Source organism: Streptomyces sp. NPDC031670 (assembly GCF_055580545.1).
Map to the genome: position 1 here is coordinate 168,598 of NZ_JBVILC010000014.1, position 15,608 is coordinate 184,205.

Genomic DNA, 15,608 nt, shown 5'->3' on the forward strand with positions numbered 1-15,608 from the left:
GCGCCCTTCCGTTCGTCCCGTGGGCGCGCGCGGAGTTCAGAACCCGGTTCCCCGGTCGGTCAGTACCTTGCGCAGCGTCTCCAGATGATCGGTCATGATGCCATCCACGCCGAGGTCCAGGAGCTTCGTCATCCGATCGGGATCATTGATTGTCCATACGTGTACCTGCAGGCCCAGGGCGTGCGCGGTCCGCACGAAGCGCCGGTCCACCACCGGGACGCCGTTCTGGGACTCGGGCACCTGCGCGCACACCGCGCCCCGGCGCAGCGGCGCGGGCAGCCCCAGCGAGCGCAGCCGCAGGGCGGCCACCCCCCGCACCCCGTACGAGGTGGCCAGGCGCGGACCCGCCAGCCGCGCGGCCCGCGCGACCCGGGCCTCCGAGAACGACCCCACGCACACCCGGTCCCACGAGCCGGTGCGCCGGATCAGTTCCACGAGCGGGACGAGCGCCGACTCGGCCTTGAGGTCGACGTTCCAGCGGGCCTCGGGGAACGCCTCCAGAAGCTCCTCGAAGAGCGGCAGCGGCTCCCGGCCCGCCACCCGGGCCTGCGACACCTCGCCCCACGGCAGATCGGCGATCCGGCCCACGGCGTCGGTGACCCGGTCCAGGGTGGAGTCGTGGAAGGCGACCAGCCGGCCGTCCACCGTGGTGTGGACATCCGTCTCGAAGTAGCGGAAACCGGCCGCAGCGGCCCGCCCGAAGGCGGCGGCGGTGTTCTCGATGCCGTCCGCCGCCCCGCCGCGGTGGGCGAAGGCGATCGGCGTCGGATGGTCCAGATACGGGTGGCGTACGCGAGTCACCCGGGCAGTATCACCTGTGCCGGGGCCTCCCCGACCGGGGCCTCCCCGACCGGGGCCTCCCCGACCGGGGCCCGCCCGCGGGCCCCCGCCGCCTCCGGGATCGCGAAGACCCGCAGGAAGAGCTGGGCGAGCGGGCCGATGGCGAGGGCGTAGGCGACCGTGCCGACGCCCAGCGAACCGCCGAGGAGGAAGCCGGTCACCACCACCGCCACCTCGATCGAGGTGCGGACCAGCCGGACGGAACGCCCCGTGACCCGGTGCAGCCCGGTCATCAGGCCGTCGCGCGGGCCGGGGCCGAACCGCGCCGAGATGTACAGACCGGTCGCCACACCGTTGAGCAGGATCCCGACGGCCGCCAGCGGGATCTCGGCGGCGAGGCCGTGGACGTCCGGTACCAGGGCGAGCGTGGCGTCCATCGCCACGCCGATGGCGAAGACGTTGGAGACCGTGCCCAGGCCCGGGCGCTGGCGGAGCGGGATCCACAGCAGCAGCACCAGCGCGCCCACGATGATCGAGACGACCCCGATGGTCAGCCCGGTCCGCTCGGCGATGCCCTGGTGCAGCACACCCCACGGTTCGAGCCCGAGCCCGCTGCGCACCAGCAGCGCGGAGCTCACCCCGTACAGCGTGAGGCCGACATAGAGCTGGAGCAGCCTCCGGGTGAGGTGTGTGGACACGTGAGCGCCCCCCTGTCTGGTGGTGGTGGACCGATGCATGACACTCTGTGGCTGGGAATCCTCTCCCAACCATGGCCAATTCGGGGAAGGTGGACTGACTTCCATGGCTCAGTGGACCTCAGCGGTCGGGCCGGCCCAGCTCGCCCGGCAGCTCAACGCACAGCAGCAGCCCCGTCCGGCGGGCGCCCGCAAGCCGCCCGCCTACCGGGCGCTGGCCGACGGGATCCGGCTCCTCGTCCTCGAAGGCCGGGTGCCGGTGGCCGCGCGCCTGCCCGCCGAGCGGGAGCTGGCCCTGGCGCTCTCGGTCAGCCGCACCACGGTCGCCGCCGCCTACGAGGCGCTGCGCGGCGAGGGCTTCCTGGAGTCCCGGCGGGGCGCGGGCAGCTGGACGGCAGTACCGGCGGGCAACCCGCTGCCGGCGCGCGGCCTGGAGCCGCTGCCGCCGGAGTCGCTGGGCTCCATGATCGACCTGGGGTGCGCGGCGCTGCCCGCGCCCGAACCCTGGCTGACCCGTTCGGTCCAGGGCGCCCTGGAGGAGCTGCCGCCGTACGCGCACACCCACGGCGACTATCCGGCCGGGCTGCCCGCGCTGCGCCGGACGCTCGCCGAGCGGTACTCCGCGCGCGGCATCCCGACCATGCCCGAGCAGATCATGGTCACCACCGGGGCGATGGGCGCCATCGACGCCATCTGCCACCTCTTCGCCGGGCGCGGCGAGCGGATCGCGGTGGAGTCGCCCTCGTACGCCAACATCCTCCAACTGATGCGCGAGGCCGGCGCCCGGCTCGTGCCGGTCGCCATGGCCGACCGGCTCGCCGGCTGGGACCTGCCCCTGTGGCGGCAGGTGCTGCGCGACTCCGCGCCCCGGCTCGCCTATGTCGTCGCCGACTTCCACAACCCGACGGGCGCGCTGGCCGACGAGGACCAGCGCCGGGCCCTGGTGGACGCCGCCCGCTCGGCCGGGACCGTGCTCGTGGTCGACGAGACCATGTCCGAGCTGTGGCTCGACGAGGGCGTCGACATGCCGCGCCCGGTCTGCGCCTTCGACCCGGCGGGCGCGACCGTGCTCACGGTCGGCTCGGCGAGCAAGGCGTTCTGGGCGGGCATGCGCATCGGCTGGGTGCGCGCGGCCCCCGACGTCATCCGCTCCCTCGTCGCCGCCCGCGCCTACGCCGACCTCGGCACCCCGGTCCTGGAGCAGCTGGCCGTCAAGTGGCTGATGGCCACGGGCGGCTGGGAGCAGGCGGTCGACCTGCGCCGCGCCCAGGCGCGCGAGAACCGCGACGCGCTGGTGGCGGCGGTCCGCCGGGAGCTGCCGGAGTGGGAGTTCGACGTGCCCGTGGGCGGGCTCACGCTGTGGGTGCGCACCGGCCGGGTCTCCGGTTCACGCCTGGCGGAGGTGGGCGAACGGGTCGGCGTGCGGGTGCCGTCGGGCCCCCGGTTCGGCGTGGACGGCGCGTTCGAGGGCTATGTACGCCTCCCCTTCACCGTGAGCGGCCCGGTCGCCGAGGAGGCGGCGGCCCGCCTCGCGGCGGCGGCGCGGCTGGTGGAGAAGGGCGTGAGCGCGGGGGGCGAGTCACCGCGGACGTTCGTGGCGTGAGGGGCGCCGCCGGCCCGCGGGGCCGGGGGCGTCGGCGGCCGTCGGTGACCGGTCATACCGGGCCGTCCCGTCTCACCCCTCCGCCGGTACGGCCTGCGCGTGCGGGGCCGCCTCCAACGGCAGGTCGCGCCCCGGGAGCAGGTCCAGGACCGCCTGGCGGTGCTGTTCGCTGGTCGCTTCGTCGTACGGGTCCGGGGTCGCCGGGACCTGGAGGCGCAGGACGGGCGCCGTGCCCAGCCGGGCGTAGCCGCGGCCGGGCGGGACCGTCGCGGTCGGGGTGGTGTGCGGCGGGACGCCGAGCACCCACTCGGCCCGGGCCGCGGTGGCGGGGCCGAGCACCACGCGCGCGCGGGTGTGCGTACGGACCGGTTCGGTCAGCGCCTCCAGACCGTCGAACTGCTCGGCGACCACCACCGTGACCCCGGCCGCCCGGCCGTGCCGCAGCGGGGTCTGGAGCAGTTGCTGCGGCTCGGGGCGCCCGTCGGCGGCGGCCAGGTGCCCGAAGACGCTCGGCCGGTCCAGCAGGATCCACAGCGGTCTTTTGATGTCGTCCGGGGCGGGGTATCCCGCCTGGCGGGCACGGTTGGCCGCGATCAGACGGCGCTCGGTCTCGTGCGCGGCCCACTCCAGCGTGGCGAGCGCCCCGGCGAGGCCGCACTCGACGGCGAGCACGCCCCGGCGCCCGGCCAGGGACGCGTACTCCCCGGTGCCACTGCCCTCCACCACCAGCACATCGCCGTGCTGGAGCGCCTGGAGGGCGATGCAGCGCAGCAGCGTCGTGGTGCCGCTGCCGGGCTCGCCGACCACCAGCAGATGCGGCTCGGTGGAGCGCGGCCCGGTGCGCCAGACGACCGGGGGCGCGTCGCGGACGCCCTCGCCGTCGGCGACCGGCATGGTCCGCTGCACCGCGTCGGCGTCGGTGAACCCGAGCACGGTCTCGCCCGGTCCGGCCACGAATTGCTGGACGGCGATGGAGGTGGGCAGCGCGTCGAGGACGCGCATCACGAGCTGGTTGCCCTCCTCGTCCCACTCGAACCGGTACTCCCGGCCGCGCCCGGACTTGGTGTGCAGCAGCTGTTCGATACGGGCACGCGCCTCGGGCTCGCCGTCCGTGAAGTACGCCGGGTAGCGGATGAGGAGATGGGTGACGCGGCCGGCCTCGTCGAACGCGTACTCACTGAAGACGGCGGTCCAGTCGCCGCCGTGGGAGAAGAGCGGGCCGGGGTCCTCCGGCACCGAGAAGTACGGCACGAGCGCCTCGTAGAGCGCCTGGAGGCGGCCGGTCTCGGCCTCGTCGGGGCCGGTCTTGGCGGGGACGCGCGCGCGGCCCTTCCAGGCAGCCGCGGCCATCACCGTGATCAGGGCGAGCAGCGGCCCGTACGGGATGAGCGCGACCACCAGGACCACGGCCGCCACCAGGAACAGCGCGGGACCACGGCGCTCCTTGGGAGTGGCGGTCCACCTGCCGCCCAGGGCGGCGGCGATCAGCCGCAGGCCGCGGCTGATCGTGATGAGCGGATGGAGGACGTCGGTGGCGCTGTCGGCGGCCGAGCGCGCCAGCTCGCGGCTGCGGGCGATCGGCGCGCTCGTGCTGCTCAGAATGCGGGGGAGTGGTCGCCGGGCCACGTCGGTCTCCTGTGGGGTGGTCGGGACTGCGGGAGGTCAGAACTTGATCCCGCCCAGCAGGCTGGCCAGGCTCTGACCGCCGGCCTTGATGCTCGGGGCGATCGCGGTGCCCGCGAGATAGAAACCGAACAGGGCGCAGACCATGGCGTGCGAGGCCTTGAGACCGTCTTTCCGGAAGAAGAGGAAGACGATGATTCCGAGCAGGACGACGCCTGAGATGGACAGGATCATGAGGAGTTCTCCTGGTTGTGGGGACAGTCACCATGAGTTCTTCCAGGATCACGGGAAGTATCTATGTGATAAAAGGTGCAACCGGGTGAAATCCTCTGATTTTCACTGGAGTGGCGGACACGGATCCGGGTCGCGGGAGGGACACTGTGCGGCCGGCGGACCGAGGGCCGTCACTCGCGGTGAGCTCTGCCCCGGCCGAGCCGGTCCATGTCGGCCGACGGGCAGTACCCTGTCGATTCACTCGTACGGCCCCGGTGCCGTACGGGCCAGGTCACAGGCGTTCCGAGGAGCGCCGCACGCAGTGGAAGGCGGTCCGTGCGATGAGCGAAGCCCTCGATCCCGAGGTGGTCGAACTGGCGAGCCGGATCTTCGATCTGGCGCGCCGGGGAGAGGCGGAGGCGCTCGCCGCGTACCTGGACGCCGGGGTCTCGCCCGACCTGACCAATGACAAAGGCCACACCCTGGTCATGCTCGCCGCCTATCACGGGCACGCGGAGGCGGTCTCCGTGCTCCTCGCGCGCGGCGCCGACGCCGACCGCGCCAACGACCGTGGTCAGACGCCGCTCGCGGGAGCGGTCTTCAAGGGCGAGGATGGGGTCGTGAAGGCCCTGCTGGCAGGCGGAGCGGATCCTTCCGCCGGAATGCCCTCCGCGCTCGACACCGCACGGATGTTCGGCAAGACGGAACTGCTCGCACTCTTCGGCGACCGCTGAGGTTTGTGCCAGGTATCCCCTGCCTACCTGGTGGGAGAGGCTCGTAAATGTGGTCGCGGTGGCGAAATGCCTGGGTCATCATGACGACGAGCCCCTCCATCAGGGGCAGGGTCCTTACATCGGGGGCCGACTACGAGAGGCAGGAAGATGGTCCACGGCAAGCGGAAGACGGCGGACGGCCGAACATGTTGGCGCGCGGCCTACTAGGCAGGGCACGATTCCCGGTTGCGTCGACAGCTTGATGTGAGGCTACTTCCATGTTTGATCCGGTCATAGCGCCGAGCGGTACGCTGCTCGGCCTGCTGCAGCGGGGCCGCGGCGACGGCACCCTGCACGCGCTCGCCGCCCCGCGCCCAGAAGCCCTGGCGGCCCTGAACCACTGTGTGCTGAGCGACCCCCGCCAGGACTGGCAGGTGGAGAACCGCTCCCTGTACTACGCGCGCCTCTACCTGGATCTCGACGGCGGACTCGACGAGATCGAGGCCCATCTCCTCGGTGCCGAGGACATCCTCGACGCCGACGAGCACCGCACCGGCCTCGCGCTCGCGGTCCTCGGCCATCTCGCCTCCTACGGCAGGCGCGACGCGCTGCTGCTGCTGCGGCGCTACGCCATGGGCGGCGCCAACTGGGGCTGGGCCCTGGACGAGCTCGCGCTGCGTGACGACGACGCGGGGCTGCGCGGCCTCGCCGAGGCCGTCCTCGGCCGCTTCCCCGCCACCCCCGAGGGCGACGCCGAGCTGGCCGCCACCGTCCGCGACGCCTTCGAGCCCCGGCCCTGGCGGCTGTGGGCCGAGGACACCCGCGCCGCGGTCGGCGCCCGGGTGCGCGCCGCCCAGGAAACCGGGTCCTTCGACCGCTGGCAGCGCCAGCTGCGGCCGTCCGGGCCGCGCCCCGGCTGGAGCGTGCGGGCCGTCTTCGACTGGGCCCAGGAGGGCCTGGACCGGGGCGCGGACCTCACCCTGCCCGCCGCCCGCTGCCTGGGCGCGGTCGCCGGTCCCGACGACCGCGACCTGATCGTCGAGGCCGCACGCGCCGGCGCGGACGGCGCCCGCTGCGCCGCTCTGCACTACCTCACCGAGTCACGCGACCCCCGCGTTCTCGACCTCATCGAGACAGCCGTCGACGCCGGCTCCCGCACGGTGGCCGAGACCGCCGTCCAGGCCTTCGAGCGGATGTGCGGGCCCGAGGCCGTCGACCGGGCGCGCGGCTGGGTGCACCGGCCCGACGCGCTCGGCGCCGCCGCCGCGGGAGTCCTCGCCTGCCGGGGCGAGGCCGACGACGCCCAGCTGGTCCTGGGCGCGCTGCGCGAGTGCGTGCGCTCCGAGGGGCCCGACGCGCCCCTGCTGCGCCCCCTGGTCGACGGCGCCGGACGGCTCGGCATCGGCTGCGCCGCCCCCGTACTGCGGCACCTCTACCGTGAGACCGCCTCCTCCGAACTGCGCGGCCGTACCGCCCGCGCGCTCGCCGCCACCGACCCCTCCTTCGCCACCGGCTTCGCCGTCGAGTGCCTGTGGGACTGCGAGGAGACCACCCGCGAGGTGGCCGCGCAGTACGCCGAGCTCGTCGACGCGCGCGTGGCCGAGCGGCTGCGCCGGCTGGCCGACGACCCGGCCGAGGAGGCCGAGGTACAGAGCGCCATCCACAACCGGATGGGCCCCGACGCACCCGCGATATGAGCCGCCCGGGCCCGGCCGGGCCGGGGGCGCCGCCCCCGGGACGCGCCCGCTGAAGGCTCAGGGCCCCCGGGTGGAACGAGCCCGGCCGGCGCCGCGCGCGCGGCGCCCGGCGCGCCCCCGGGCCCGCCCCTCCTTGCCAGAATGGAGGGATGACCGGGCGCTGGGAGTTCTGGATCGACCGCGGCGGCACCTTCACCGACGTGGTGGGCCGACGGCCGGACGGGCGCCTGGTCAGCCGCAAGCTCCTCTCCCACGACCCCGAGCGGTACCGGGACGCGGCCGTGGCCGGGATCAGGCTCCTGCTGGGGCTGGAGCCGGGCGAGCGCCTCCCCGCCGAGCGGATCGCGGTCGTCAAGATGGGCACCACCGTCGCCACCAATGCCCTCCTGGAGCGGCGCGGCGAGCCGACGGTCCTGGTCGTCACCGAGGGCTTCCGGGACGCCCTGCGGATCGCGTACCAGAACCGGCCGCGCCTGTTCGACCGGCACATCGAGCTGCCGGAGGCGGTGTACGGGAAGGTCGTCGAGGTGCCCGAGCGGGTCGACGCGCACGGCGCCGTCGTCCGACCGCTCGACCTCGCGGCCGTCACCGAGCGGCTGCGGGCCGCCCGTGCCGAGGGTTTCCGCGGCGCGGCCGTCGTCCTGATGCACGGCTACCGCAGCCCCGACCACGAGGCGGCCGTCGCCGCGGTCGCCCGGGAGCTCGGCTTCACCCAGGTCAGCTGCTCCCACGAGGTGAGCCCGCTGATCAGACTGGTGCCGCGCGGCGACACCACCGTGGTGGACGCCTACCTCTCACCGATCCTGCGCCGCTACGTCGACGAGGTCGCGGAGGAGCTCCACGGCGTACGGCTGATGTTCATGCAGTCCAACGGCGGTCTGCGGGAGGCCGCGCACTTCCGGGGCAAGGACGCGGTGCTCTCCGGCCCGGCCGGCGGCGTCGTCGGCATGGCCCGCACCTCCGGACAGGCCGGCCACGCGCGCGTCATCGGCTTCGACATGGGCGGCACCTCCACCGACGTCTCCCACTACGCGGGCGCCTTCGAACGGGACTTCACCACCCAGGTCGCCGGGGTGCGGATGCGCGCCCCCATGATGAGCGTCCACACCGTGGCGGCGGGCGGCGGCTCGGTGCTGCACTTCGACGGCCGCCGCTACCGCGTCGGCCCCGACTCCGCGGGCGCGTCCCCCGGCCCGGCCTGCTACCGGCGCGGCGGCCCGCTCACCGTCACCGACGCCAATGTGATGCTCGGCCGGATCCAGCCCGCCCACTTCCCGGCGGTGTTCGGCCCCGACGGCGATCAGCCGCTGGACACCGAGGCCGTACGGGAGGGTTTCGCCGCCCTCGCCCGGCGCACCGGCGGCGGGCGCACCCCCGAGGACGTGGCCGCGGGGTTCCTGGAGATCGCCGTCCGCAACATGGCGAACGCGGTCAAGAAGATCTCCGTGCAGCGCGGCCACGACGTCACCCGCTACGCCCTGACCAGCTTCGGCGGCGCGGGCGGCCAGCACGCCTGCGCGGTCGCGGACGCGCTCGGCATCGGCACCGTCGTCGTACCGCCGCTGGCCGGGGTGCTCTCCGCGTACGGCATCGGCCTCGCGGACGCGACCGCGATGCGCGAGCGGTCCGTGGAGGCGGAGCTCGACCCGGCCTGCGCCGGGCGGGTGCGCGCGCTGTGCGCGGAGCTCGCGGCACGCACCCGCGGCGAACTGCGCGCCGACGGCGTCCCCGACGAGGCGATCACCACCCACGCGCGCGTCCTGCTGCGCTACGCCGGTACGGACGCGAGCCTGCCGGTCGACCTGGACACGCCGGACGCCATGAAGGAGGCGTTCGAGGACGAACACCGCGCGCGGTACGCCTTCACCATGGACAAACCGCTGGTCGTGGAGGCCGTGTCGATGGAGGCGGTGGGCACCGCCGGGCCCCACGGCGCCCCCGAGGCCGAGGAGTACGCGCGCGAGGAGGCGGACGGACCCGCGGCGACGGTGTCCATGGTCGTGGCGGGCGAGCGCCGGGAGGTCCCGCTGTACCGGCGCGCCGCACTGCGGCCCGGCGCCGCCGTCACCGGGCCCGCCATCGTCGCCGAGGCCGACGCCACCACCGTGGTGGACGACGGCTGGCAGGCCGCCGCCGGGGACCTCGGGCATCTGCTGCTGACCCGGGCGCGCCCCCGCCCCACCCGCACGGCCGTCGGCACCGATGCCGACCCGGTGATGCTGGAGGTCTTCAACAACCTCTTCATGGCGATCGCCGAGCAGATGGGCGTACGGCTGGAGAACACCGCGCACTCCGTCAACATCAAGGAGCGCCTCGACTTCTCCTGCGCGCTCTTCGACGCCGAGGGCAACCTGATCGCCAACGCCCCGCACATCCCGGTGCACCTGGGCTCGATGGGCGAGTCCATCAAGGAGGTGCTGCGCCGCAACGAGGGCGCGCTGCGGCCCGGCGACGTCTACGCGGTCAACGACCCGTACCACGGAGGCACCCATCTGCCCGATGTCACCGTGGTCACGCCGGTGTTCGAGGGCGAGGAGCTGCGGTTCCTGGTCGCCTCGCGCGGCCACCACGCCGAGATCGGCGGCATCACCCCCGGGTCCATGCCCGCCTTCAGCCGCACGATCGACGAGGAGGGCGTGCTCTTCGACAACTGGCTGCTGGTCCGCGACGGCCGGCTGCGCGAGGCCGAGACGCGGGCGCTGCTGACCGGCGCCGTCCACCCCTCGCGCGACCCCGGCACCAACCTCGCGGACCTGCGCGCCCAGATCGCCGCCAACGAGAAGGGCATCGCCGAACTGCGCCGGGTGACCGAGGAGTTCGGCGCGGACGTCGTCCGGGCGTACATGGGCCATGTGCGGGCCAACGCCGAGGAGTCCGTGCGCCGGATCGTGGCCGGGCTGACGGACGGCTCGTACACGTACGAGACGGACAGCGGCGCCGTCATCCGGGTCGCGGTCACCGTGGACCGCGAGGAGCGCGGCGCCGTGGTGGACTTCACCGGCACCTCCCCGCAGCGGCCGGGCAACGCCAACGCGCCCCGGTCGGTGGTGATGGCGGCCGTCCTCTACGTCTTCCGGACGCTGGTGGACGACGACATCCCGCTCAACAGCGGCTGTCTGGAGCCGCTGGAGGTACGGGTGCCGCCCGGCTCGATGCTGGCACCCCGGTACCCGGCCGCGACGGTGGCCGGGAACGTCGAGACCTCCCAGGCCGTCACCGGCGCGCTCTACGCGGCTCTCGGAGTCCAGGCCGAGGGCTCGGGCACGATGAACAACGTCACCTTCGGCAACGAGCGGGTGCAGTACTACGAGACCGTGGCCAGCGGCTCGGGCGCGGGCGAGGGCTTCGACGGCGCGGACGCCGTGCAGACCCATATGACCAACTCGCGCCTCACCGACCCGGAGGTGCTGGAGTGGCGGTATCCGGTGCGGGTGGAGGCCTTCGCCGTACGGGAGGGCAGCGGCGGGACGGGCCGGTGGAGCGGTGGCCGCGGGGCCGAGCGCCGGATCCGCTTCCTGGAGCCGATGACGGTGACCCTGCTGACCGGGCACCGGCGCGTCCCGCCGTACGGCATGGCGGGTGGCGGGCCGGGCGCGCTCGGGGTGAACCAGGTGGAGCGCGCGGACGGCCACGTCGAGCCGCTGGACGGCGTGGACACGGTCGAGATGGCGGCCGGGGACGTCCTGGTCGTCCGTACGCCCGGAGGCGGCGGCTACGGCTCCTGAGGGCCCCGCGCGAAGGACCGGCGGACGGGCACGAAACGCAGCGGGGTGCCGGGCCCGGCCTGCGCGGCGGCGGCCAGGTCCGCGCCGGCGACCACCCCGAGCACCGGATAGCCGCCGGTGGTCGGATGGTCGGCCAGGAACACCACCGGCCGTCCGTCCGGCGGCACCTGGACCGCGCCCCACACCATGCCCTCGCTCGGCAGCTCGCCGTGGACGGCCCGGTCCAGCGCCGGGCCCTCGGTGCGCAGGCCGATGCGGTTGCTCGCGGAGGAGACCCGGTAGCGCCCGCGCGCGAGGGTGTCGAAGGCGGCCCGCGTGAACCAGTCGGCACGCGGCCCCGGCAGCATCCGCAGCACCAGCTCGCCCGGCGGCCCCGGCGCGGGAACCGCGTCCACGCGCGCGTGGGGCCCGCCCGGACGCCCCAGGGGCAGGACGGCGCCGTCCGTCAGCGGGGCCGGGCCGAGCCCCGAGAGCAGGTCGGTGGAGCGGCTGCCGAGGACCGGCTCGACGGCGATCCCCCCGGCGAACGCCACATAGGAGCGCACCCCCCGTACCGGCGCGCCCACCTCCAGGACCGCGCCCGCCGGCACCCGCACGGGCGCGCCCCACGCCGCCGGGCGCCCGTCGACCGTCACCGGGCAGGGCGCCCCCGTCACCGCGGCCGTGACCGCCCGGCGGGGGCGCACCGCACATCCGGTCAGCGTCGTCTCCAGCACGGCGGCGCCCGCCGGGTTCCCCACCAGCCGGTTGGCGAGGCGGCTCGCGGGCAGGTCGAGCGCCCCCGAGCGCGGTACGCCCAGATGGGCGTGGCCGGGGCGGCCCTCGTCCTGGACGGAGGTGAGCGCGCCGGACCGCACCACGCACAAGGCCCGGTCCGTCATGCCGCGCCCGCCGCGCCCAGGGGGACGAAACGCACCCGGGTGCCCGGCGCCAGGAGCGCGGCGGGCTCGCGGCCCGGATCCCACAGGACGGTGTCCGTGGTGCCGACGAGCTGCCAGCCGCCCGGGGACGAGCGCGGGTAGACGCCGGTGTACGGGCCCGCCAGCGCGACCGACCCGGCCGGAACGGCGGTCCTCGGCGTGGCGCGGCGGGGCACGGCGTACCGCTCGGGCAGACCGGTCAGATAGCCGAAGCCGGGCGCGAAGCCGCAGAAGGCCACCCGGAAGGCGGTCGCGCTGTGGATCCGTACCGCCGCCTCGGGCGAGACCCCCCACACCGTCGCCACCTCGGCCAGGTCGGGGCCGTCGTAGCGGACCGGGATCTCGACCACCGCGCCCGCGTCCGCGCGTGGCGCGGCGACCTCCCAGCCGGGCAGCAGCGCGGCGAGCCGCGCCGGGTCCTCCAGACCGTCGAGCAGGACCGTACGGGCCGCCGGGACGATCTCCCGTACGGGAGGCAGGTTTCCGGCGGCCCGGCGGCGCAGCAGCTCGGCGTGGAGGGCCTCGGCGTCCTCACCGCTCTCCAGCTCGACCAGGAGCGCGCGGTCGCCGACCGGCAGCGTCCGCATCGGCAGGGCACGGCTCACGTGAACGCCTCCACCCGCACGCCCGCGCCCTCCAGTTCGGCCCGCACCAGGCGGGCGAGCGAGGCGGCGTCCGGGGTGTCGCCGTGCAGACAGAGCGAACGCGCGCGTACCTCCACGCTCTCGCCCGTGACGGCGGTCACCGTCCCGTTGCGGGCCAGGGCGACCGAGCGCTGGACGACCGCGCCCGGTTGGGTGATGAGCGCGCCCTCCTGGCCGCGCGGGACGAGGGTGGCGCGCGCGGTGTAGGCGCGGTCCGCGAACGCCTCGGTAACGACGGGCAGTCCGGCCTTCGCGGCGCGTTCCAGCAGGCGCGAGCCGGGCAGCCCGAGCACCGGCAGCGCGCCGGCCGCCAGCGACACCCCCTCGACGACGGCCGCCGCCTGCTCCTCGTCGTGGACGACGCGGTTGTAGAGAGCGCCGTGCGGCTTCACATAGGAGACCCGGCTGCCGGCGGCCCGGGCGAAGACCTCCAACGCGCCTATCTGGTAGGCGACCTCGGCGGCGAGCTCGTCCGGCGGCACGTCCATGCTGCGCCGTCCGAACCCGGCCAGGTCGCGGTAGGAGACCTGGGCGCCGATCCGCACCCCGCGCTCGGCCGCGAGCGCGCACACGCGCCGCATGGTGGCCGCGTCGCCCGCGTGGAAGCCGCAGGCGACGTTGGCGCTGGTGACGACGGAGAGCAACTGCTCGTCGTCGGTCAGCCGCCAGCGCCCGAAGCCCTCGCCGAGGTCGGCGTTGAGGTCGATACGGGAGGGGAACGGGGTCACGTCAGCTCCTTGCCGCGGGTCTCGGGCAGCCCGAACAGGGCGACGACGGCCAGCGCGTAGCCGACGGCGCCCAGGGCCAGCGCGCCGCCCACGCCCCAGCTGTCCGAGAGGTAGCCCACGAAGGTGGGCAGGAAGGCGCCGACGGCCCGGCCGCTGTTGTACGTGAAGCCCTGGCCCGTGCCGCGTACCGCCGTCGGATAGAGCTCGCTGAGGAACGAGCCGAACCCGCTGAAGATCGCGGACATGCAGAAGCCCAGCGGGAAGCCGAGCACGAGCAGCAGGGTGTTAGCGCCGGACGGGATGTGTGTGTACACCAGGATGCAGAGCGCCGACAGCACGGCGAAGAGCTGGATGTTCCGCTTGCGGCCCAGCCGGTCGCTGAGGACGCCGCCGGTGAGGTAGCCGAGGAAGGCGCCGGAGATCAGGAACGTCAGGTAGCCGCCGGTGCCGACGACGGTCAGCCCGCGCTCGGTCTTGAGGTAGGTCGGCACCCAGGTGGCGAGCGTGTAGTAGCCGCCCTGGACGCCGGTGGAGAGCAGCGTCGCGAAGAACGTGGCGCGCAGCAGGTCCTTCTTGAAGATGGCGGTGAAGGAGCCGCGGGTGGCGTCGGCCGCGCGCCGCGCGGCGGCCTCGGGGGCGTCGCTGACGTTGCGCCGGATGTAGATCACCAGAAGGGCGGGCAGCGCGCCCGTCCAGAACATCACGCGCCAGGCGGTGTCGGCGTCCACGTAGTGGAAGACCAGCGTGTAGACGAGGACGGCCAGCGCCCAGCCCGCCGCCCAGGCGCTCTGCACGGCGCCCAGCGTCCGCCCGCGCTCCTTGGTGGAGGCGTACTCGGCGACCAGGATCGCGCCGACGGCCCACTCGCCGCCGAAGCCGAAGCCCTGGAGGGCGCGGCAGACCATGAGCGTCTCGTACGTGGGCGCGAAGCCGCAGGCCACGGTGAAGACCGCGTAGGTGATCACCGTGATCATCAGGGCCTTCACCCGGCCGACGCGGTCGGCGAGGATCCCGGCGAGCGCGCCGCCGACCGCCGAGACGACCAGGGTCACGGTGGTGAGCAGACCGGTCCGGCCGTGGTCGAGGCCGAAGTACGCGCCGATCGCGACCATGCTCAGCGGCAGGGTGAAGTAGTCGTAGGAGTCGAGGGCGTAGCCGCCGAACGCGCCGCCGAAGGCGCGCCGGCCGCGCGGGCCGAGGGCGTGCAGCCAGCCGAACGGGCCGCCGCCGCCGGGCAGTTCGTCCTGCTTCGGCCGGTCCTGGGTTGTGCTCATCTGCACCTCGCAGGGGAAGGGGGGAGGGTGCGGTCGAGAGCGGAGGGGTGGGGGGCTCCGGGCTGACGCCCAAGCTAGAGGATCGTTGAACAATCCGACAAGGGCCGTGTCGCCGCGTTCTTCTACGATGGCGCTTCTACGATGGCGGGCAGTGCGTCGCCGGAAGCCCGGCGGGGGAGTGAGGTTGCCGTGGGGACCACCGGGTCCGGGGCCGGGGGGCTGGCGGACGACCGCCCGCTGCTCGGCCGCACCAGTACCGCCGAGCGGGTCGCGGACATCCTGCGCGGCCGGATCGCGGAGGGCTACTTCCCGCCGGGCGAACGCCTCGCGGAGGACGCCATCGGCAAGGCGCTCGGGGTCTCGCGCAACACACTGCGCGAGGCGTTCCGGCTGCTGACCCATGAGCGGCTGCTGGTCCACGAGCTCAACCGCGGGGTCTTCGTACGGATCCTGGCGGTCGAGGACGTCGAGGACATCTACCGCACCCGGCGCCTGGTCGAGTGCGCCGTCGTCCAGGGCCTCGGGGCGCCCCCGTACGCGCTGGAGCCGCTGGACGCGGCGGTGGCGGCCGGGGAGCGGGCGGCCCGCCGCCACGACTGGCAGGCCGTGTCCACCGCCAACATCCACTTCCACCGGGAGCTGGTGGCCCTCGCGGGCAGCGCGCGCACGGACGAGCTGATGCGCGGGGTCCTGGCCGAACTGCGGCTCGCCTTCCATGTGGTGGACGATCCGAAACTGCTCCATCAGCCCTATCTCATACGGAACCGGGAGATTCTGGAAGCGCTCCGGGCGGGCGGCCGGAGCGCGGTGGCCCGGCTGCTGGCCGGCTATCTCGACGACTCCCGCGAGCAGTTGGTGGAGGCGTACGCGGAGCGGGTGGCGGAGAGCGGCTAGACGCGGCGGGAGGCCGGGACCGGGCGGGGCAGGGGGCGGCGGGCGGTCGTATCTGCGCCGTTTCGACCGTTGTCAGTGCGAGGACCTAATCTGTGCAGC

General features: G+C 74.4%; 13 protein-coding genes. 5 read left to right on the forward strand and 8 right to left on the reverse strand.

Annotated elements, in window-relative coordinates:
• Positions 1-36: 36 nt before the first annotated feature.
• Positions 37-801, reverse strand: coding sequence for a glycerophosphodiester phosphodiesterase (locus tag ACZ5ID_RS25395; RefSeq protein ID WP_468902084.1), 765 nt, complete (start codon positions 799-801; stop codon positions 37-39).
• Positions 798-1,517: a membrane protein YczE gene (yczE, locus tag ACZ5ID_RS25400; protein ID WP_468902087.1), complete on the reverse strand. Its 720-nt coding sequence runs from the start codon at positions 1,515-1,517 to the stop codon at positions 798-800. The genes ACZ5ID_RS25395 and yczE overlap by 4 nt, the downstream gene beginning before the upstream one ends.
• Before the next feature lie 64 nt (positions 1,518-1,581).
• Between yczE and ACZ5ID_RS25405 the strand changes: the two genes are divergently transcribed.
• On the forward strand, positions 1,582-3,078 hold the full coding sequence (locus ACZ5ID_RS25405) for an SCO1417 family PLP biosynthesis transcription factor (protein WP_468902089.1): 1,497 nt from the start codon (positions 1,582-1,584) through the stop codon (positions 3,076-3,078).
• A gap of 72 nt (positions 3,079-3,150) precedes the next feature.
• Here ACZ5ID_RS25405 and ACZ5ID_RS25410 read toward each other — a convergent pair whose 3' ends face one another.
• Both ACZ5ID_RS25410 and ACZ5ID_RS25415 read right to left on the reverse strand, forming a co-directional pair.
• Positions 3,151-4,704 carry an ATP-binding protein gene (locus ACZ5ID_RS25410; RefSeq protein WP_468902091.1) on the reverse strand — a complete coding sequence of 518 codons (1,554 nt, stop codon included), beginning with the start codon at positions 4,702-4,704 and terminating at the stop codon, positions 3,151-3,153.
• 36 nt (positions 4,705-4,740) lie between these two features.
• Entirely contained in the window at positions 4,741-4,935 is a 195-nt protein-coding gene (locus ACZ5ID_RS25415) for a hypothetical protein (protein WP_067155558.1), read from the reverse strand.
• 320 nt (positions 4,936-5,255) lie between these two features.
• Here ACZ5ID_RS25415 and ACZ5ID_RS25420 point away from each other — a divergent pair, with 320 nt between their 5' ends.
• The 3 genes from ACZ5ID_RS25420 (at position 5,256) to ACZ5ID_RS25430 (ending at position 11,049) form a co-directional block, all read left to right on the forward strand.
• Complete coding sequence (locus tag ACZ5ID_RS25420; RefSeq protein WP_468902093.1) at positions 5,256-5,648, forward strand: ankyrin repeat domain-containing protein; 393 nt, start codon at positions 5,256-5,258, stop codon at positions 5,646-5,648.
• Between the two features lie 257 nt (positions 5,649-5,905).
• On the forward strand, positions 5,906-7,324 hold the full coding sequence (locus ACZ5ID_RS25425) for a HEAT repeat domain-containing protein (protein ID WP_468902095.1): 1,419 nt from the start codon (positions 5,906-5,908) through the stop codon (positions 7,322-7,324).
• A gap of 149 nt (positions 7,325-7,473) precedes the next feature.
• The gene (locus tag ACZ5ID_RS25430) at positions 7,474-11,049 is read left to right on the forward strand and encodes a hydantoinase B/oxoprolinase family protein (protein WP_468902097.1); all 3,576 of its coding nucleotides are present in this window, start codon (positions 7,474-7,476) and stop codon (positions 11,047-11,049) included.
• Here the strand turns inward: ACZ5ID_RS25430 and ACZ5ID_RS25435 are convergent.
• Genes ACZ5ID_RS25435 through ACZ5ID_RS25450 form a run of 4 tightly spaced genes read right to left on the reverse strand, consistent with a single transcriptional unit; the run spans position 11,037 to position 14,615 of the window.
• The gene (locus tag ACZ5ID_RS25435; RefSeq protein ID WP_468902100.1) at positions 11,037-11,930 is read right to left on the reverse strand and encodes a 5-oxoprolinase subunit C family protein; all 894 of its coding nucleotides are present in this window, start codon (positions 11,928-11,930) and stop codon (positions 11,037-11,039) included. The two genes, ACZ5ID_RS25430 and ACZ5ID_RS25435, sit on opposite strands and share 13 nt — an antisense overlap.
• A complete protein-coding gene (gene pxpB, locus ACZ5ID_RS25440; RefSeq protein ID WP_468902196.1) occupies positions 11,927-12,556 on the reverse strand; it encodes a 5-oxoprolinase subunit PxpB in 630 nt (209 codons plus the stop codon). The genes ACZ5ID_RS25435 and pxpB overlap by 4 nt, the downstream gene beginning before the upstream one ends.
• 14 nt (positions 12,557-12,570) lie before the next feature.
• Complete coding sequence (locus ACZ5ID_RS25445) at positions 12,571-13,341, reverse strand: LamB/YcsF family protein (protein WP_468902103.1); 771 nt, start codon at positions 13,339-13,341, stop codon at positions 12,571-12,573.
• Positions 13,338-14,615 carry an MFS transporter gene (locus ACZ5ID_RS25450; RefSeq protein WP_468902106.1) on the reverse strand — a complete coding sequence of 426 codons (1,278 nt, stop codon included), beginning with the start codon at positions 14,613-14,615 and terminating at the stop codon, positions 13,338-13,340. The genes ACZ5ID_RS25445 and ACZ5ID_RS25450 overlap by 4 nt, the downstream gene beginning before the upstream one ends.
• A 189-nt stretch (positions 14,616-14,804) precedes the next feature.
• On the opposite strand from ACZ5ID_RS25450, the gene ACZ5ID_RS25455 reads away from it, so the two are divergent.
• Positions 14,805-15,509 carry a GntR family transcriptional regulator gene (locus tag ACZ5ID_RS25455; protein WP_468902109.1) on the forward strand — a complete coding sequence of 235 codons (705 nt, stop codon included), beginning with the start codon at positions 14,805-14,807 and terminating at the stop codon, positions 15,507-15,509.
• The last annotated feature ends 99 nt before the right edge of the window (positions 15,510-15,608 follow it).

Excerpts from the sequence above, each read along its gene's own strand:
- ACZ5ID_RS25450 (WP_468902106.1), bottom strand. The coding sequence starts at position 14,615 with ATGAGCACAACCCAGGACCGGCCGAAGCAGGACGAACTGCCCGGCGGC.
- ACZ5ID_RS25405 (WP_468902089.1), top strand. The coding sequence starts at position 1,582 with ATGGCTCAGTGGACCTCAGCGGTCGGGCCGGCCCAGCTCGCCCGGCAG.
- pxpB (WP_468902196.1), bottom strand. The coding sequence starts at position 12,556 with ATGCGGACGCTGCCGGTCGGCGACCGCGCGCTCCTGGTCGAGCTGGAG.
- ACZ5ID_RS25425 (WP_468902095.1), top strand. The coding sequence starts at position 5,906 with ATGTTTGATCCGGTCATAGCGCCGAGCGGTACGCTGCTCGGCCTGCTG.
- yczE (WP_468902087.1), bottom strand. The coding sequence starts at position 1,517 with ATGCATCGGTCCACCACCACCAGACAGGGGGGCGCTCACGTGTCCACA.
- ACZ5ID_RS25430 (WP_468902097.1), top strand. The coding sequence starts at position 7,474 with ATGACCGGGCGCTGGGAGTTCTGGATCGACCGCGGCGGCACCTTCACC.
- ACZ5ID_RS25420 (WP_468902093.1), top strand. The coding sequence starts at position 5,256 with ATGAGCGAAGCCCTCGATCCCGAGGTGGTCGAACTGGCGAGCCGGATC.
- ACZ5ID_RS25435 (WP_468902100.1), bottom strand. The coding sequence starts at position 11,930 with ATGACGGACCGGGCCTTGTGCGTGGTGCGGTCCGGCGCGCTCACCTCC.
- ACZ5ID_RS25415 (WP_067155558.1), bottom strand. The coding sequence starts at position 4,935 with ATGATCCTGTCCATCTCAGGCGTCGTCCTGCTCGGAATCATCGTCTTC.